The 14,999-nt window shown below is 72.7% G+C and carries 23 protein-coding genes; 13 read left to right on the forward strand and 10 right to left on the reverse strand.

What is annotated here, in order from left to right; translation table 11 throughout:
• Nucleotides 1–72 precede the first annotated feature (72 nt).
• Together ACIGW2_RS00950 and tpx are read right to left on the reverse strand one after the other, a co-directional pair.
• The gene (locus tag ACIGW2_RS00950; RefSeq protein ID WP_391652788.1) at nt 73–1,464 is read right to left on the reverse strand and encodes an FAD-binding oxidoreductase; all 1,392 of its coding nucleotides are present in this window, start codon (nt 1,462–1,464) and stop codon (nt 73–75) included.
• A gap of 221 nt (nt 1,465–1,685) precedes the next feature.
• Nucleotides 1,686–2,186, reverse strand: coding sequence for a thiol peroxidase (gene tpx, locus ACIGW2_RS00955; RefSeq protein ID WP_391652787.1), 501 nt, complete (start codon nt 2,184–2,186; stop codon nt 1,686–1,688).
• A 240-nt stretch (nt 2,187–2,426) separates the two neighbouring features.
• Here tpx and ACIGW2_RS00960 point away from each other — a divergent pair, with 240 nt between their 5' ends.
• Together ACIGW2_RS00960 and ACIGW2_RS00965 are read left to right on the forward strand one after the other, a co-directional pair.
• Nucleotides 2,427–3,347 (forward strand): MBL fold metallo-hydrolase, encoded by a 921-nt coding sequence (locus tag ACIGW2_RS00960; RefSeq protein WP_399840450.1) that lies wholly within the window; start codon nt 2,427–2,429, stop codon nt 3,345–3,347.
• A 43-nt stretch (nt 3,348–3,390) separates the two neighbouring features.
• Nucleotides 3,391–4,194: a class I SAM-dependent methyltransferase gene (locus tag ACIGW2_RS00965; RefSeq protein WP_399840452.1), complete on the forward strand. Its 804-nt coding sequence runs from the start codon at nt 3,391–3,393 to the stop codon at nt 4,192–4,194.
• Nucleotides 4,195–4,234: 40 nt separating this feature from the next.
• Here ACIGW2_RS00965 and ACIGW2_RS00970 read toward each other — a convergent pair whose 3' ends face one another.
• A complete protein-coding gene (locus ACIGW2_RS00970; RefSeq protein ID WP_392172937.1) occupies nt 4,235–4,852 on the reverse strand; it encodes a TetR/AcrR family transcriptional regulator in 618 nt (205 codons plus the stop codon).
• A gap of 50 nt (nt 4,853–4,902) precedes the next feature.
• Between ACIGW2_RS00970 and ACIGW2_RS00975 the strand changes: the two genes are divergently transcribed.
• Entirely contained in the window at nt 4,903–5,763 is an 861-nt protein-coding gene (locus ACIGW2_RS00975) for a class I SAM-dependent methyltransferase (RefSeq protein WP_399840454.1), read from the forward strand.
• Nucleotides 5,764–5,786: 23 nt separating this feature from the next.
• Here ACIGW2_RS00975 and ACIGW2_RS00980 read toward each other — a convergent pair whose 3' ends face one another.
• Both ACIGW2_RS00980 and ACIGW2_RS00985 read right to left on the reverse strand, forming a co-directional pair.
• A complete protein-coding gene (locus ACIGW2_RS00980) occupies nt 5,787–6,413 on the reverse strand; it encodes a histidine phosphatase family protein (protein ID WP_399840455.1) in 627 nt (208 codons plus the stop codon).
• Nucleotides 6,414–6,499: 86 nt separating this feature from the next.
• Nucleotides 6,500–7,015 (reverse strand): GNAT family N-acetyltransferase, encoded by a 516-nt coding sequence (locus tag ACIGW2_RS00985; protein WP_399840457.1) that lies wholly within the window; start codon nt 7,013–7,015, stop codon nt 6,500–6,502.
• 74 nt (nt 7,016–7,089) lie between these two features.
• Here ACIGW2_RS00985 and ACIGW2_RS00990 point away from each other — a divergent pair, with 74 nt between their 5' ends.
• From ACIGW2_RS00990 to ACIGW2_RS01005, 4 genes are all read left to right on the forward strand, one after another.
• Nucleotides 7,090–7,632: a GNAT family N-acetyltransferase gene (locus ACIGW2_RS00990; protein WP_391652782.1), complete on the forward strand. Its 543-nt coding sequence runs from the start codon at nt 7,090–7,092 to the stop codon at nt 7,630–7,632.
• A gap of 48 nt (nt 7,633–7,680) precedes the next feature.
• Complete coding sequence (locus ACIGW2_RS00995) at nt 7,681–8,286, forward strand: hypothetical protein (RefSeq protein WP_391652781.1); 606 nt, start codon at nt 7,681–7,683, stop codon at nt 8,284–8,286.
• Nucleotides 8,287–8,363: 77 nt separating this feature from the next.
• Nucleotides 8,364–8,702 (forward strand): hypothetical protein, encoded by a 339-nt coding sequence (locus ACIGW2_RS01000; RefSeq protein ID WP_391652780.1) that lies wholly within the window; start codon nt 8,364–8,366, stop codon nt 8,700–8,702.
• Nucleotides 8,699–8,941 carry a hypothetical protein gene (locus ACIGW2_RS01005; RefSeq protein WP_391652779.1) on the forward strand — a complete coding sequence of 81 codons (243 nt, stop codon included), beginning with the start codon at nt 8,699–8,701 and terminating at the stop codon, nt 8,939–8,941. The genes ACIGW2_RS01000 and ACIGW2_RS01005 overlap by 4 nt, the downstream gene beginning before the upstream one ends.
• Before the next feature lie 273 nt (nt 8,942–9,214).
• On the opposite strand, the gene ACIGW2_RS01010 is transcribed toward ACIGW2_RS01005, so the two are convergent.
• Nucleotides 9,215–9,742, reverse strand: coding sequence for a PadR family transcriptional regulator (locus ACIGW2_RS01010; RefSeq protein ID WP_391652778.1), 528 nt, complete (start codon nt 9,740–9,742; stop codon nt 9,215–9,217).
• A gap of 86 nt (nt 9,743–9,828) precedes the next feature.
• On the opposite strand from ACIGW2_RS01010, the gene ACIGW2_RS01015 reads away from it, so the two are divergent.
• Entirely contained in the window at nt 9,829–10,392 is a 564-nt protein-coding gene (locus ACIGW2_RS01015; protein WP_391652777.1) for a hypothetical protein, read from the forward strand.
• Nucleotides 10,393–10,422: 30 nt separating this feature from the next.
• Nucleotides 10,423–11,016 (forward strand): SMI1/KNR4 family protein, encoded by a 594-nt coding sequence (locus ACIGW2_RS01020; protein WP_391652776.1) that lies wholly within the window; start codon nt 10,423–10,425, stop codon nt 11,014–11,016.
• On the opposite strand, the gene ACIGW2_RS01025 is transcribed toward ACIGW2_RS01020, so the two are convergent.
• Nucleotides 11,003–11,206 carry a DUF397 domain-containing protein gene (locus ACIGW2_RS01025; RefSeq protein WP_356068479.1) on the reverse strand — a complete coding sequence of 68 codons (204 nt, stop codon included), beginning with the start codon at nt 11,204–11,206 and terminating at the stop codon, nt 11,003–11,005. The two genes, ACIGW2_RS01020 and ACIGW2_RS01025, sit on opposite strands and share 14 nt — an antisense overlap.
• Nucleotides 11,187–12,038, reverse strand: a complete 852-nt coding sequence (locus ACIGW2_RS01030; protein WP_399840458.1) for a helix-turn-helix domain-containing protein — start codon at nt 12,036–12,038, stop codon at nt 11,187–11,189. The genes ACIGW2_RS01025 and ACIGW2_RS01030 overlap by 20 nt, the downstream gene beginning before the upstream one ends.
• Before the next feature lie 116 nt (nt 12,039–12,154).
• Between ACIGW2_RS01030 and ACIGW2_RS01035 the strand changes: the two genes are divergently transcribed.
• The 4 genes from ACIGW2_RS01035 to ACIGW2_RS01050 are packed head-to-tail and all read left to right on the forward strand — an operon-like array spanning nt 12,155 to nt 13,421.
• Nucleotides 12,155–12,364 carry a hypothetical protein gene (locus ACIGW2_RS01035; protein ID WP_391652774.1) on the forward strand — a complete coding sequence of 70 codons (210 nt, stop codon included), beginning with the start codon at nt 12,155–12,157 and terminating at the stop codon, nt 12,362–12,364.
• An 11-nt stretch (nt 12,365–12,375) separates the two neighbouring features.
• Nucleotides 12,376–12,738 carry an ATP-binding protein gene (locus tag ACIGW2_RS01040; protein ID WP_391652773.1) on the forward strand — a complete coding sequence of 121 codons (363 nt, stop codon included), beginning with the start codon at nt 12,376–12,378 and terminating at the stop codon, nt 12,736–12,738.
• Between the two features lie 39 nt (nt 12,739–12,777).
• Nucleotides 12,778–13,149: a hypothetical protein gene (locus ACIGW2_RS01045; protein ID WP_391652772.1), complete on the forward strand. Its 372-nt coding sequence runs from the start codon at nt 12,778–12,780 to the stop codon at nt 13,147–13,149.
• Nucleotides 13,146–13,421 carry a hypothetical protein gene (locus ACIGW2_RS01050; RefSeq protein ID WP_356068488.1) on the forward strand — a complete coding sequence of 92 codons (276 nt, stop codon included), beginning with the start codon at nt 13,146–13,148 and terminating at the stop codon, nt 13,419–13,421. Before ACIGW2_RS01045 ends, ACIGW2_RS01050 begins: the two co-directional genes overlap by 4 nt.
• Before the next feature lie 185 nt (nt 13,422–13,606).
• Here ACIGW2_RS01050 and ACIGW2_RS01055 read toward each other — a convergent pair whose 3' ends face one another.
• Nucleotides 13,607–14,002, reverse strand: coding sequence for a DUF302 domain-containing protein (locus tag ACIGW2_RS01055; protein ID WP_391652771.1), 396 nt, complete (start codon nt 14,000–14,002; stop codon nt 13,607–13,609).
• 162 nt (nt 14,003–14,164) lie between these two features.
• Nucleotides 14,165–14,905, reverse strand: a complete 741-nt coding sequence (locus ACIGW2_RS01060) for a PIG-L deacetylase family protein (protein ID WP_356068491.1) — start codon at nt 14,903–14,905, stop codon at nt 14,165–14,167.
• Nucleotides 14,906–14,999: the final 94 nt, after the last annotated feature.

The following is a 14,999-nucleotide window of genomic DNA, read 5'->3' on the forward strand; positions in this document are numbered from 1 at the left end:
TTTCTCGGTTTTCCGGTTTCCCGGTCCCAGTGAAGTCGTTGCACCCACTACGACCCATGATCACCGGAGAACTCATCGCTCCGCCGGACGAATGTTCTGGTTGTGGCGGAAGACGTTGTCCGGGTCGTACGTGCGCTTCACCTCCGCGAGCCTCTCGTAGTGCCCGCGGTACGTCGCCTTCACCCGGTCCGGCGACTCGTCCTGCCCGATGAAGTTGACGTACGAGCCGCCCATCGAGTGCGGGTGCAGCGCCTCCCAGTAGTCCACCGCCCAGTCCCGGATCGCGCCCGCCTCGCCCGGCTCCGGGCTGATGCCGGCGATCACCCCGGACCAGACCGCGTCACGGTAGGCCCAGGCCGTGTCCATCGGGCCGGGCCGGTGCGCCGCGCCGTCCACCGGGTACAGGTGCATCGTCGACAGCTCGGTCGGCACGTTCTCCAGGAACGCGCGGTGCACGTCGATCGCCTCGTCCGTGATCCGGTCGAAGAAGTCGCCCCGCCAGTACCACTGGAGCCCCTTCGGGATCAGCTCGTCGAACATCGCCTGGATCGCCGGGTACGGGATCGGCGTCGCGAAGTGGAAGGCCGGCGGGGCCGGATCGGAGACCGGCGCGAACAGCTTCGCCAGCGCCTCCTCGTCCGTCGGCCCGGTCGTGCACCACACCACCCCGCACATCTTCCGGTGGTGGATCCCCTCCGGGAACGGCGGCCCCGGTGCCACCGTCAGCGTGGCGAAGAATCCGTTCAGCTCCTCCGCCGCGGCCGGCAGGAACTCCCGGTACCAGCGCAGCACCGCCCCGATGTGCTCCGGCTCCCACAGCGTCACCCCGAGCCCCACCGTGTCCACCGGGTGCAGCGCGAAGCGGAACGCGGTGACGATGCCGAAGTTGCCCCCGCCGCCGCGCAACGCCCAGAAGAGCTCCGGGTGTTCGTCGGCGGACGCGGTGACCGCGGTGCCGTCGGCCAGCACCACGTCCGCCGCGAGCAGGTTGTCGATCGTGAGCCCGTGGGCCCGGGTCAGGTGTCCGTGCCCGCCGCCCAGGGTGAGCCCGCCGACGCCGGTCGTCGACATGATCCCGGCGGGCGTGGCGAGCCCGTGTCCGTGCGCCTCGTGGTCCAGGTCGCCGAGTTGGCTGCCGCCGCCGACCAGCGCGGTGCGGGCCGCCGGATCGACCCGTACCCAGCGCAGCCCGTGCGACAGGTCCACCACCAGCGCGTCGTCGATCATGCAGAGCCCGCCGCCGCTGTGCCCGCCGCCGAACACCGACAGATCGGTGCCGGTCTCCCGGGCGTAGCGCACCGCCGTCCGCACGTCCGACTGGTCCGCGCACCGCGCGACGGCCGCGGGCCGCCGGTCGACCATCGCGTTGTAGACGGTCCTGGCCTCGTCGTAGCCCTCGTCCCGAGGGCCGATCACCTCGCCGCGCAGACGTTCGCGCAGGTCCTGCACCGCCGTACTGCCCATGCCGCCCATGTCGTTCCTCCAGGGCACCCCTGCCTGGCGGCCGCGCTACCCCTCCAGTCTCCGCCCGCCGGGCCCGCCCCGCGAGCCCGTGGCGGTGGCCGGTGAGGCGTCTCCGGTGAGGCGTGGCGGTACGCCGCGGGCCCGTCCGGCGCGACGGTGCTGCGCCGGGCGGGCCCGGGGGTGGTGCGGGTGCTGCGGTGGACCGCTGCGGGGCCGGGGGACTACTTGAGGGCGGAGAGCGCGGCCTCGTAGTTCGGCTCCTGCGAGATCTCGTTGACGAGCTCGGTGTGCAGGACCTTGTCGTCCTCGTCGAGGACGACGACGGCGCGGGCGGTCAGGCCGGCCAGCGGGCCGTCGGCGATCGCGACGCCGTAGTCGGTGTGGAACTCGCGGCCGCGCAGGGTGGAGAGGTTCTGCACGTTCTCCAGGCCCTCGGCGCCGCAGAAGCGGGCCTGCGCGAAGGGCAGGTCCGCGGAGATGCAGAGCACCACGGTGTTGTCCAGCTCGGAGGCCTTGGCGTTGAAGGCGCGCACCGACGCGGCGCAGGTGGGGGTGTCGACGCTCGGGAAGATGTTGAGGACCTTGCGCTTGCCCGCGAAGTCCTTCAGCGACTTGTCCGCGAGACCCTCGCCGACCAGGGTGAACGCGGGAGCCTGGCTGCCCGCGGCGGGCAGGATGCCGTCGACCGTAACGGGGTTGCCCTTGAGCGCGACCTGCGCCATGAGGAATCTCTCCTTCGACTGAGGATGGTGGTGCCGTCGGCCGTGATCAGCCTCCGACGCCCCCGATCGTATTCCGCCCGGCGCGGCGCCCGGGCCGGGAACGCCCCTCACCGGTTCTCCCCGGCGTGCGTGCCCGCATGTCGCCAACCCCTGAAGTGCAAGGTTCATTTGACGAACCGAGACCGATCGGTCTAGTTTCGCCGGTGTCGAGTCGTACCCCGTTCCAGGAGGTGCAAGACCATGACCGCCGCCGCCCCCGCCGCCACTCCCGTCACCGCGACCTACATCGGCACGGCCACCGTGCTGCTGCGCATCGGCGAACTGACCGTCCTCACCGACCCCGCCTTCGACGCGGCCCCCGCCGACTACCCGGCCGCCCGCCCCCTCCACCGCACCGCGGGCCCCGCCCTGCCGGCCGATGCGCTGCCGCCGATCGACCTGGTGCTGCTCTCCCACGACCAGCACGCCGACAACCTGGACCGCACCGGCCGCGAGGTGCTCGCCCGCGCGGGCCTGGTCCTCACCACCCCGGAGGCCGCGGCCCGCCTCGGCGGCCGGGCGGAGGGCCTGAGCCCCTGGCAGACCCGCACCGTCACCGCCGGCGCCACGACCGTCACCGTCACGGCCACCCCGGCCCGGCACGGCCCGGCGGGCACGGAGCAGGCGACGGGCCCGGTGACGGGCTTCGTCATCGAGGTGGGGCGGGGCGCGGGTGCGGGCGACGGCGCCGGGCCGGGCGGGGGTCCGGGTGACGGCGCCGGGCCCGGCGAGGGCCAGGCCGAGACCACGGCGGGGTCCGGGCCCCGGCCGGGCTCGCGTCCACGTCCTCGCCCGCGCACGCTGTACGTCTCCGGGGACACCGTCCGCCACGACGCGCTCGCCGAGATCGGCGCGCGCTTCACCGCCCTCGACACGGCCTTCCTGCACTTCGGCGACGCGCACTTCCCGTCCACCGGCGACCTGGCCTTCTCCCTCAGCGCCGCCGAGGGCGCGGCCGTCGCCCGCACCCTCGGCGCCCACCGGGTGATCCCCCTCCACTTCGACTCCTGGGACCACCTCGCCGAGGACCCGGCCCGGATCACCGCCGCCTTCGCGGCGGACCCGGAACTCGCGGACCGGCTGCGCTGGCTCGCACCGGGCAAGGAGGAGACGCTGGACTGAGGAGAGGGCACGAGGAGGGGGCGGGGAGGAGGGTGGCGGCGCCATGGACAGATGGGAGACCGGCCCGGCGTACGAGCGGTACATGGGCCGCTGGAGCCGGCTCGTCGCCGCCCGGTTCACGCCCTGGCTCACGGCCTGGCTCGCCCGCTCGGACGGGCTGCGCTGGCTGGACGCGGGCTGCGGCACCGGCGCCCTGTCCGCCACCGTGGCGGAACGCTGCCGGCCCCGTGCGCTCCTGGGAGTGGACCTGTCGGAGCCCTTCGTCCGTACGGCCCGGGAGCAGGTCCCGGACGGCCGGTTCGCCGTCGCGGACGCGGCGGCGCTGCCGGTGCCGGACGGCGCGTACGACGTCGCCGTCAGCGGCCTGACCCTCAACTTCCTCGCCGACCCCGCCGCCGGAGCCGCCGAACTGGCGCGCGCGGTGCGCCCGGGCGACGGCCTGGTCGCCGCGTACGTTTGGGACTACGCCGAGCACCCGGGCTTCCTGCGGCGTTTCTGGGATGCCGTCGCCACCGTCGACCCGGCCGGCGCCGTCGCCTTCGACGAGGGCCGGCGCTTCCCGCTCTGCCGGCCCGAGCGGCTGCACAGCCTGTGGACGGAGGCGGGCCTGACGGAGGTCGCCACCGCCCCGATCGACGTCCCCACGGTCTTCACCGACTTCGAGGACCTCTGGAACCCCTTCCTGGCCGGCCAGGGCCCGGCCCCGGGCTACGTCACCTCGCTCACCCCGGGCGAGCGCGACCACCTCCGCACCGCCTACGCCGAGTCCCTCCCGCTCGCCCCGGACGGCTCGCTCGCGCTCACGGCCCGCGCCTGGGCGGTGCACGGCCGCCGACCGGAGCGGTGAGCCGGTACGGGACGGAGGCGCCCGCGGGCGACCGGCGTGATCACCCGCTCGCGGAGGGCCCGTTCGCCGCGCCGGGACCCACGACGCCGGCGACGACCGCCGTCACGACCCGGCCGACGTCCGCCGTCTCCGGCGGGGCCTGGCGGTCCGCGAACAGCATGTGCACGGCTCCGATGAGGGTGGGCGCGAGCGTGTCGACGTCGGCGTCCGCGGCGATCCTGCCCAGCTCGCGTTCGGCGGCGAGATAGGAGGCGAGCGCGGTCGCGGCGTCGGTCAGGACCGGGACCCCGGCCGGCCGGACCTCGCGCAGGCGGGCGCGCAGGCCGTCCCGCGAGGTGACGAGGCTGACGACGGCGACCGCGACGGGCTCGAACAGGTCCAGCAGCGCCCGGGTGAGGAGGCCGGCGACGGTGCCGGTCCCGGCGGACGCGCGCAGGTCGGCGGCGACGGCCTCGACGCGGGCGATCCGGTCCTGGACGAGCGCGGCGAGAAACGCGTCGAAGTCGGCGAAGTGCCGGTGCAGGACGCCCTTGGCGCACCCCGCCTCCGTGGTGACGGCCCGGCTGGTGAGCGCGCTCGGGCCGTCCCGGAGCAGGACCCGCTCGGCGGCGTCGAACAGTTGGCCGCGCACGTCGCGGATGGCCACTCCAGTGGGCACGGTGCGTCTCCTCCTTGACGAGTGGGCAAGTGCCCACTCATAGTGGGCGCATGCCCACTTTACCTCCGGAGCGCGCCCCTCGCCCCGTCTCCCCGGCCCATGAAAACCGCCGCGTGGCGGAGTCCTTCGGTGCGGACGCCGCACGGTACGACCGGGCCAGACCCCGCTATCCCCAGGCCCTGGTGGACCGGATCGCCACCGGCGGCCGGGCCCTCGACGTCCTCGACGTCGGCTGCGGCACCGGCATCGTGGCCCGGCAGTTCGCCGCGGCCGGCTGCCGGGTCCTGGGCGTCGACGTCGACGCCCGGATGGCCGAGGTGGCGCGCGGGCACGGACTCGACGTCGAGGTGGCACCCTTCGAGACCTGGGACCCGGCGGGCCGGACCTTCGACGCCGTCGTCTCAGGCCAGACCTGGCACTGGGTGGACCCCGTCGCCGGCGCCGCCAAGGCGGCCCGGGCGCTGCGCCCCGGCGGCCGGCTGGCCCTCTTCTGGAACGCGGGCCTGCCCGAGCCCGCGATGGCCGGGGCCTTCGCCGACGTCTGCCGCCGGGTGGTGCCCGACTCGCTCGCCGTACGCCAGTGGACGGTGCCGGCCGTCGACGGGTACGCGGCGCTGTGCGCCAAGGCTGCGGACGGGATCGGCGAGGCGGGCGGGTTCACCGCCCCCGCGCGGTGGCGCTTCGACTGGGAGCACTCCTACACGCGGGAGGAGTGGCTCGACCAACTCCCCACCCAGGGCGCCTTCACCCGGCTCCCGCCCGCCGAACTCGCCGAGGTGCTGGCCGGCATCGGCGCGGCCGTCGACGCGGCGGGAGGGAGCTTCACGATGCGTTACGCCACGCTGGCGGTCGTCGCGGAGCGCACCGGCGCCAGCGCCACCCCGACCGGTCCGGACCCGGGCCGCCCCTGAACCGGCCGGACCTCCCGGACCGCTCAGACCCGCAGCTCGGGCGGGAAACCCGTCCAGCGCAGCTCGGGCGGCAGGTGCCCGAGGTCGTTGAACAGCATCAGGGCGGGAGCGCGGCCGGGGGAGTAACGGATCACCGTGAGCGCCGCGTTGGCCTGGTTGAGGCCCATCCAGCGGGCCTCGGGCGCATCGAGCGCGGCCCGGACCAGCCAGCCGATGAGGAAGTTGTGGGTGACGACGAGCTCGTGCCGCGGCTCGTCCCCGGCCACCGGCCCGGTGAACGCGGCGACCGCCGCCGCCGCGAGCCCCGGCCCCTCCTCCCGTTCCCGCGCCGGGAACCCGGCCAGGAACCCGAGCATCGCGTCCGCCGACCCGGCCGGCAGCTCGGCGCGCCCCGGCACGTAGGGCACGTAGTCCCCGGCCGCCGGGTCGCACACGAGCGGCACGCCGTCCAGCCGCCCGGCCACGATCCGCGCCGTCTCCGCCGCCCGGGCCAGCGGCCCGTGGTGCACCGCCGCGAGCGGCACCCCGCGCAACCGCTCCCCGAGCAACCCGGCCTGCCGCCGCCCCGCCTCCGTCAGCGCGCCCTCGTCGTCCGTGGCCTGCGCGTGCCGGGCCAGATAGAGGTAACGGGCGGCGGTGGGTGCGGTCATGGGCGGGTCCTCCAACGGTTCGCCCCGAGCGGCGCCCGGGCTTTCCGGGGACGGACGCGGGGGAGGCGGGCCCTGGTTCCGTGGGGTCATGGGGTGCGGAGGCCGAGCCACTGCTCGGCGCCGTACGCCTCGTACCGCTCGACCTCGGTGAAGCCGAGCTTGGCCGCCAGCCGCATCGAGGGCGCGTTGTCCGCCCGGGTGCGCAGCAGCGCCGACGTGCCGGGCAGGGCTTCGGTGAGCCAGCCGAGCGCCGCCGCGCACGCCTCGAAGGCGTACCCCTGCCCCCACGCCTCCGGCAGGAACAGATAGCCGAGTTCGGCCTCCCGCTGCTCCGCGTCGGGCCGGTCCAGCGTCGTGACCAGGCCGATCATCGTCCCGTCCCGCTCGACCACGAACGCCCCCGGCCGCCGCCCCGGCACCTCGGGCATCGCCCGATCCAGCTCCTCGCGCGGCCGGGCCCCACCGATGTAGGTGCCGACCTCCGGCGAGGAGTACAGCACGACGAACGCGGCCCGGTCGCGGGCCTCGGCGGGACGGAGCAGCAGGCGTTCGGTGGCGATCGGCGCGGCCGGCGGCCAGGCGTCAGGTGCGAGTGCGGTCATCGCCGCAACTTACCGCGCCCGGCGGTGCGTTAATCGGATTGCCGCCGCTCGACCGGGTCGGATAGGACTCTCACATGCTGAGGGGAACGAAGGTCGCGCTGCGCGCCCGCCACGACGAAGACATCCCGCTCCTGCGGACCGAGCTCTACGACGACGTCGTCAACGGCTCCCGCGCGGAGGCCGCCCCGTGGCGCCCGATCACGCCCGGAGCGAAGGACCCCCGGCTCGTGGTGGACGACACGAACGAGCGCGTCGTCCACTTCTCCGTCGTGGAACTGGAGGGCGGCTCCCTCGTCGGCGCCGCCACCCTCTGGGGCATCGACACCCACAGCCGCAACGCCCACATCGGCCTCGGCCTCTTCCCGGCCGCCCGCGGCAAGGGCTACGGCACGGACGTCGTCGCCGTCCTCACCCACTACGGCTTCGTGGTCCGCGGCCTCCACCGCCTCCAGATCGAAACCCTCGCCGACAACCACGCCATGCTCCGCGCCGCCGCCCACAACGGCTACACCCGCGAGGGCGTCCTCCGCTCCTCGGCCTGGGTCCTCGGCGAATTCCTGGACGAGGTCATCCTGGGCCTGTTGGCGGACGAGTGGATGCAGGGCGCGCGGTCGTAGGGGTCGCGCGCGATCGCGACAGGATGACGGTTCAGGACAGGAGAGGTGATGCGTATGGGGTTGGACTACAGCTATGAGATCTTCACTCCCCCTCGGAACGTCGGGAGGGCACTGACCCGCCTGGCCGAGCTCGCTCCGCAAGGCCACAACACACCGCCGCTCCCGGTGACCCTGCCGGGCGGAGAGCAGGTGATCGTGCCGTTCACCTCGAACTTCAAGAGCGAACCGGTCGACTGTTCAGCTGGCGGCAGGCTCCAACTGGACACCGTGATCGCCGTCGGCGTCGACGACGCGGTGCGCGAGTTCTTCCTCCGCGACAGCGACAGGGTCGACGAGCAGGGACGGGTGTCGGTCGGGTACGTCTACCTGACGGTCACCTTCTCCGGATCACGGCACCCGAACTTCGCATCGCTGAACTTCATGGCCGCGACCACCGGCATGAGCCGGATGTTCGAGCAGTCCGCGAGCGTCAGGAAATTGTTCACCGACCTCACCGCCACCACCGGCGGTGTGTGCTGCCTCCTCGACACCGAGACCCGCGTCTTCGACCTCTGCTGGCTCAACGGCGAGGCGCTCAGCGGCGAGACCGTTCCCGGCATCCGTTTCCCGGACTTCGAGGACCTCGTCGCCGCCTGGCGCGATCCGGTGGAGTGAACCGGGAAGGCGCCGGCACGGGATACGGTGCACCTGCCCGGTCAACACTCAACCGGCCAACGGACGGGAGCCGCGTGATGAGCTTTGACCTCGCGTTCTGGCACTCGGCGATCCCGGTCGACAACGTGAGCGCGCTGGGAACGTATCGGGCGATCCTTGACGAGAGCCCCGGAGCGGTCGAGTCGCATGTGGCAGTCGGCGCCTTCCTGGCCGACCTCGTCAGCGTCTTTCCCGACCTGACCGAGGAGAACATGGACGCCTCCCCGTGGATGAGTCCGCTGTATTGCAGCGAGGCCTTCGTCGTGGCGAGTGTGTCCTGGTCCAGGCAGCACGTGATGACACGCGCTCTCGCCGCCCTGGCGCGGAAGCATGGCCTGGTGTGTTTCGACCCGCAGGCCGAGGCTGTCATTCCGTGATCGGACGGCTGCGCACCAGCGCCCCGGACAAGGCCGACCAGGCCCGCAACCGCCAGAAGCTCGGCTCCGGCGGCGGCCGGCCGCCGCGCTTCGACCCGGCCGACTACCGCCAGCGTCACGCAATCGAGTGCGGGACCAACCGCCTCCAGAGACACCGCGCTGTCGCCACGCGCTACGACAATCTCGCGGTCCGCTACGAGGCGACCGTCCTGGTCGCGGCGATCAACGAATGGCTGTAACCCCTCGCTGAAAAGGCATCGGGGTCCACGGCAACGCCTCCCGCCATCCCGGTCGGATCGTCCACAGTACGACCACCCGCTTCAACTACACGCAACACTGGTTTCAGCATGCACGCGACTGTACCGACCCGTAGGACTCAACTGCCCAGCGGTGCACTTCCGCAAGAGGCCCTAAAGCACCTACCTGGCCCCGCAAGCCATCCCGGTCGGCCCAGACGCCGGGACTGAGGCGGGTCGCCGCCTCGAAGGCGGCATCCGCACGGCCGGTGAGGTTCACTCCTCGGCCGCGGCCTCGACCTGTTCCGTGGCCCACTGCGCCCACTCGCGCTGCATCGCGCTGAAGCGCAGCCCCCATTCCAGGGTGAGCCTGCCGTAGAGCGAGAGGTGCCCGTCGCCCCAGGCCCGCGCGTCGGCGAACGCGCTCAGCTCGGCGTGGCGCTCGGCCGACGCCTCCGCCCGCTCCCGCAGGAAGTCACGGGCCTGCTCCGGCGTCACCGAGCCGAGCAGGAAGACCCGGAGCAGCGTGTCGCTGCGCCGCACGCGCTCGGGCTCGACCTCCAGCAGCCAGTGCCGCAGCTCCGCCCGGCCGGCGTCGGTGATCGCGTACTCCTTGCGCCCACGCGGCCCCTCGGCCCGCACGGAGACGAGCCCGGCCTCGGAGAGCCGGGCCAGCTCCCCGTACAGCTGGCTCTGGGTGGCCGGCCAGACATTGACCAGCGACTCCTGGAAGGTCTTCAACAGGTCATATCCGCTGGCCGGTTGCTCGGCGAGAAGTCCCAAGACGGCGTGACGCAGGCTCATGACCTCACCCTACCCTCCAACATTGACATGTCAATGCTGGAGGTTCTAGCTTCGACCTGTCACAACTGGAATATGGGGGGTTCAGCATGTCGCAGATCCGAGGCTTCGTCCCGTGGATCGTCTTCGTCACCGTCGCCACCCGGCTCGACTGGCGTTACGGCGCCGCCGCCGGACTCGTCCTGGCGGGAGGCCTGCTCGTCGCCGACCGCAAGGCGGGCCGCGCCTGGGACGAAGTGGTCATGGAGACCAGCGGAGTCGCCTTCTTCGCCGTGCTCGGGGTGGTGTCCCTGTGCGTCCCGGAGTCTCCGCTGCGGAACTACGCGCCAGCGCTGTCGCTGGCCTGGCTGGCCGTCACAGCCTGGACGTCCGTGGCCATCCGGCGCCCGTTCACCCTGGGCATCGCCCGCCGCAAGGCGCCCCGCGAGGCCTGGGACTCGCCGCTGTTCCGCCACATCAACGCCGTCATCTCGGGCGTCTGGGCCGCCGCTTTCACCGTCACCTCGGCAGGCCTCGCCGCCCTCCTGCACGAGGCTCCCCATGCGACCCTCGCCGTGATCGCCCTCAAGGTCGTGGGCTTCGCCGCGCCGGCGTTGTTCACCGCCCTCTACCCCTCCCGGGCGCTCGCCCGCCACGCACGGGCCACCGCATGACGGCCCCCGACCGGGTGTTACCTTCGGCGGATGACCGCAGGCATCAACTGGGCGGCCGAGTACGAGCGCCTGTTCCGCGGCCACCGCCACGACCCCGCGCCGCCCCTGGACCCCGCGCATCCGCCACTGACCGAGGCGGAGGCCAGCGAGGCCGAGCGCGACCTCGGGATCACCTTCCCGGACGCCTACCGCGAGCACCTGCTCCACGTGGGCCGCGGCGGGCGCTTCCGAGCGCTCTGGCGCGGGCCGCGCGGCTGGGTCTGGTCCGGCGACACCGACACCAACTACGACCTCCTCACCGAGCCCTTCCCGCACCCCGACTCCTACGCCGCCTACGACGACGAACTGGACGCCCGCGAGCCCCCGTACGACGACGCGGAGGCCTGGGCCGCCTGGGACGACGAGTGCGGGGTCCTCCAGGAACGGAAGACCGCCGGCGCCGTCTACCTCCAGGAAGGCGGCTGCGGCTTCAACACCCTCCTGGTCGTCACCGGCCCGCACCGCGGCGAGATGTGGTTCGACGCCCGCGCCACCTGCGACCAGATCCTCCCCCTGAAGGTGGCCGGCCGCCCGGCGACCTTCGCGGACTGGCGCGAGCGGGGTTTTCAGCTCACCCCGTGGTGACCCCCGCGACGAAGTGCGCCCACGCGGCGGCCGTGACGACGAGCACCGGCCCATCGGGGCGCTTGGAGTCCCGGACGGGGACGAGGCCGGGGGTGTTGTCGGCCACTTCGACGCAGTTGCCGCCGTCTCCGTTGCTGTAGCTGCTCTTGCGCCAGAGCACGGCGGTCAGATCAAGGGCGTTGCTGGCCATGTCGGTAGTCCTCAGCCGCTTGTTCGATGAGGGCGAGGGACGCCTCCGGCGGCAAGGCGGCGGCCCTCAACCGATCGTAAGCCTTGCGGTATTGCTTCACGATGGACGGATCGTCGATGGTCTGGCCGTGGTACGCCCCCTCCGTGTAGAGCAGCGGAGGCGCGTCGTCGAAGTCGATGAACAGCAGGGGCATGGCCATGAGGGGGATCGACTCCGCGTTCCACTGGAGGATCTGCAGAAAGATGCGGCGCCGGCGCACGAGCTGGGCGATGTGGTCGAGCTGCTCGGCCATTTCCACGGGCGGAACTGTGGGGTTGGTCAGGAGGGACTCGTGCAGGATGACCCAGTACTCGGGCCTGTTCCGGTTCTCGAAGAGCTTCGCGCGTTTCAGGCGCGCGTCGATCTTCGTCTGCACCTCCTCTGGAGCCTCCAGCGGGTGTGTGCTGTGGATGAGCGCCCTCGCGTACGCGGCCGTCTGAAGCAGATCCGGGATCAGGACGTTGCTCCACTCGTCGATCGACAGGGCGCGCTGCTCCGCCTCGGCGATCGGAGCGAAGTACGCGGCGTGCGCACCCTGCTTCGCCTTGCGGACGTCCTCGCAGCAGCGCTCGAAGTAGCCGTCCGTCTTCAGCACACAATCCGCATGCCTGGCCAGGTCCAGCGGCATGGTGCGCTTGCCGTGCTCGATCTCGCTCAGGTAGGTGGCGCCGTAGAAGCTGCCTTCGACTAAGCCTTCCAACGTCAGGCCCGCCGCCTCCCTCTTGAAGCGCAGCTCCTTTCCGTAGAACTGCGGGACGCTCGCCGAGCCGTCGATCTCCTTGCGCGCAGCCACCGTTGACCGCCTTTCGCACCTTGCTTCGTGGAGCGGGAAACCCTTCCACGGTAGAGCCACGGGGCGGCAGCGTGTGAAGGGTTCGTCACGCCCCGCTACGAAAGGTGGCCTTCCTCATGGCTCGCTCGAACGACGACCTCCAGCCCGACATCGATGCATTGCGCACCGCGCTCGCCGCTCACGGCATCACCCTCCCCTCCCTCGGGGTGGACCCCGTCACCCTCGCCGGGACGCACGTCCGGCCGCCGCTCGTCGCGCTCGGCAACTGCACCGTGGCGACCGCGCGCCAGCTCACCGCCGTCCTGCGGAAGGCGGCCGGCGGGTGAGGGTGCCGTTCGTGCTTGAGGTCCTCGCCGTGCCCAAGGCGGTGCCGGAGGTGCGGCGGATGCTGGCCGGGGACGAGCTGCGGCTCTGTGCGAGCGAGCTGCTGACGAACGTCATCCAGCACGTCGGTGAGGGCACGCCCGTGACCGTACGGGTGACGGCACGGCACTCCGGGAAGGTCCGGCTCGCGGTAACGGACCCCGACCCTCGGGTGTGGCCCGTACTGCGGGAGGCGGCCGACGGGGCCGAGTCGGGGCGGGGGCTCGGGTTGGTGGAGGCCGTGGCGGTGCGGTGGGGGGTGGAGCAGGGGCCGTACGGGAAGACGGTGTGGTGCGAGCTGCGGGCCACCGCAGACGGGGCTTCTGTGGGAGTCTGAGCAGATGAACGGCGATCTCGACGAAGGGAGCGAAGCGCCATGAGTCAGCCCGCCCGCAACCCCGCCGCAGTACCGCAGCCGCCCGTGCAGGCCGAGGCGATTCGTTCCGCGCTCGCCCAGGTCGCCCCGCACCTGCTGCCGCAGTTCGACCAGGATCGGGCGGCCGCCACCGCGCGGGCCCGTGCGGAGACCTCGGCGACACCGCTGCGGGTGTTCGCCGAGGCCTGGGCCGTCGAGGTCGCCATCGCCCGGCATCCGGAGACCGCCGCCCGGCTGCGTGACTTGGAGACGGCCGCCTCGGAGGTCGCAGACCCGCACGCCGCACTCGGTATCGCAGCCGAGATCAGCGGAATCCGCCGTGCTGCCGCGGTCGAGGCCGGCCTCGCCACGGGCGGCGGATCCGAGCGGTGACCGATGAGTGGACGTGGGACTACGCATTCCAGGCCGAGGACCAGGCCAGCTACCCCGAGGTGGTCCGCGACGAGGTGAAGGCGATGGCCGACCAGATCGCTGACCTGGCGAACCTCGGCATCGACCCCTCCGAGCTCGGCGAACCCACCCCCGGCACGGCCCGGCGGCACACGCTGCCCTGTGGCGGCTGGTTCGAGACCCAGGCGCTTCCCCGGCTGAGGCCGCGCCTGATTGCGGTGGTGCTGGTCGTGCCGCCGCCGCACCTGCTCTGAGACCTGCGCGGGCCCGAGCCACGGGCGGGAGCGGGGGGTGCGCAGGGGGGTGGGTTCGGGACGTGAAGCGTGATTTGTGGCGCGGGGTGGAGGGCCTTCGGCGTTCGGAGGGCCCGGCCGCGCCGTAAATCATGCAGTCCCGAACGCACCCACCGGAGCGCCCCCCGCGCCACCACCCACCGGCCTCACCCCACCAGCGCCCCGAGCGCGGCGCGCAGTCGCGCCCCCGCCTCCTCGGCGACCGGGGCCAGCTCCGGCCGGCCCGTCACGGAGACCATCAGCTGCGGGTCCATCGCCTCGACGACGGTCTGTCCGGGCTCCTCTGCGGCCCGCACCACCACGTTGCACGGCAGCAGCAGCCCGATGTGCCGGTCCGCCTCCAGGGCGCGGTGGGCCAGCGGCGGGTTGCAGGCGCCGAGGATGAGGTAGTCCTCCATCTCGGCGCCGATCTTCGCCTTCAGAGTCGCCTGCACGTCGATCTCGGTGAGGATGCCGAAGCCCTGCTCGGCGAGTGCCGCCCGTACGCGGTCGACGGCCTCGGCGAAGGGGAGGTCGAGGGTGACGGGGATGCCGTAGTCCATGGCGGTGCTCCAGGTGCTCCAGGTGTCGGATACCCCCCTGGGTATGAAGCGTACTGCAGCCACCCCCGAGGCCCGCCCCGACCCGCCCGACCTGCCCGGCACGCCCACCGCGCCCACCGCGCCCACCGTGCCCACCGCGCACCCCGTCCCCGGGTCGCCCCCTCAGTCGATGTGCACGATCTGGAACGCCTCCGCCATCCGCCCCGGCGGCAGCCCGCCCGCCCGCGCGTGCTCGCTCAGCCAGTCGCGTAACAGGCCCGCCAGGTCGTCGAAGTGGGCCGTCTGGGAGGTGTGGATGCGCAGGGCCTCGACCTTGCGGTCGAAGACCGGGGTGACGTCCACGTACTGGTTCGGGGTCGGGCCCGTCATCAGCCACAGTTCGTGGACGATCCACGGCTCCAGGCCCTCCTCCTTCAACAGTTCGGCGTGGGCGAAGGGGTTGCGGGCCTCGGGGTAGATCGCGCGGAGGCAGGCCTCGCCGACCGCGCGGTGGTCGGGGTGGAGGTCGGCCGCGCGGGCCCAGTTGATCTCGGGGGAGGGGACGATGCACCGCTGCGGCCGCACCTCGCGTATGACCCGGCACAGGTCCCGCCGCAGGCGCACGTCCGCCTCGACGAAGCTGTCGGGGTAGCCGAGGAAGCGCACGTCCGCCACGCCGCTGAGCTTCGCGGAGTGCATCTGCTCGGCGCGGCGCAGGTCCGCCATGGCCTGGCGGGGGAGCAGCGGGTCGTAACCGCCGGCGCCGCCGTCGGTGACGATGCAGTACGTGACGCGGGTGCCGCGCTCGATCCACTGCATGACGGTGCCGCTCACGCAGAACTCGATGTCGTCCGGGTGCGCGGCCACCACCAGCAGTGATTCCGGCGCACTGCGCACGGTCGGGTCGATCTCCAAGTCCTCCATGAGGCCAGCCTCTTGGCGTCGCAGGGGCGTCGCAAGGCCAAGTCCTGGCGTGAACCGGACATGGCACTTACGCGCCACCCAAAAGCTTGGTAGA

Source organism: Streptomyces sp. NPDC053541 (genome assembly GCF_044544705.1).
In the GTDB taxonomy this organism is placed as follows: domain Bacteria; phylum Actinomycetota; class Actinomycetes; order Streptomycetales; family Streptomycetaceae; genus Streptomyces.

Coding starts and splice junctions, on each gene's coding strand:
- ACIGW2_RS00950 (WP_391652788.1), bottom strand. CDS start 1,464: ATGGGCAGTACGGCGGTGCAGGACCTGCGCGAACGTCTGCGCGGCGAG.
- tpx (WP_391652787.1), bottom strand. CDS start 2,186: ATGGCGCAGGTCGCGCTCAAGGGCAACCCCGTTACGGTCGACGGCATC.
- ACIGW2_RS00960 (WP_399840450.1), top strand. CDS start 2,427: ATGACCGCCGCCGCCCCCGCCGCCACTCCCGTCACCGCGACCTACATC.
- ACIGW2_RS00965 (WP_399840452.1), top strand. CDS start 3,391: ATGGACAGATGGGAGACCGGCCCGGCGTACGAGCGGTACATGGGCCGC.
- ACIGW2_RS00975 (WP_399840454.1), top strand. CDS start 4,903: ATGCCCACTTTACCTCCGGAGCGCGCCCCTCGCCCCGTCTCCCCGGCC.
- ACIGW2_RS00980 (WP_399840455.1), bottom strand. CDS start 6,413: ATGACCGCACCCACCGCCGCCCGTTACCTCTATCTGGCCCGGCACGCG.
- ACIGW2_RS00985 (WP_399840457.1), bottom strand. CDS start 7,015: ATGACCGCACTCGCACCTGACGCCTGGCCGCCGGCCGCGCCGATCGCC.
- ACIGW2_RS00990 (WP_391652782.1), top strand. CDS start 7,090: ATGCTGAGGGGAACGAAGGTCGCGCTGCGCGCCCGCCACGACGAAGAC.
- ACIGW2_RS00995 (WP_391652781.1), top strand. CDS start 7,681: ATGCGTATGGGGTTGGACTACAGCTATGAGATCTTCACTCCCCCTCGG.
- ACIGW2_RS01000 (WP_391652780.1), top strand. CDS start 8,364: ATGAGCTTTGACCTCGCGTTCTGGCACTCGGCGATCCCGGTCGACAAC.
- ACIGW2_RS01010 (WP_391652778.1), bottom strand. CDS start 9,742: ATGAGCCTGCGTCACGCCGTCTTGGGACTTCTCGCCGAGCAACCGGCC.
- ACIGW2_RS01015 (WP_391652777.1), top strand. CDS start 9,829: ATGTCGCAGATCCGAGGCTTCGTCCCGTGGATCGTCTTCGTCACCGTC.
- ACIGW2_RS01020 (WP_391652776.1), top strand. CDS start 10,423: ATGACCGCAGGCATCAACTGGGCGGCCGAGTACGAGCGCCTGTTCCGC.
- ACIGW2_RS01025 (WP_356068479.1), bottom strand. CDS start 11,206: ATGGCCAGCAACGCCCTTGATCTGACCGCCGTGCTCTGGCGCAAGAGC.
- ACIGW2_RS01035 (WP_391652774.1), top strand. CDS start 12,155: ATGGCTCGCTCGAACGACGACCTCCAGCCCGACATCGATGCATTGCGC.
- ACIGW2_RS01045 (WP_391652772.1), top strand. CDS start 12,778: ATGAGTCAGCCCGCCCGCAACCCCGCCGCAGTACCGCAGCCGCCCGTG.
- ACIGW2_RS01055 (WP_391652771.1), bottom strand. CDS start 14,002: ATGGACTACGGCATCCCCGTCACCCTCGACCTCCCCTTCGCCGAGGCC.
- ACIGW2_RS01060 (WP_356068491.1), bottom strand. CDS start 14,905: ATGGAGGACTTGGAGATCGACCCGACCGTGCGCAGTGCGCCGGAATCA.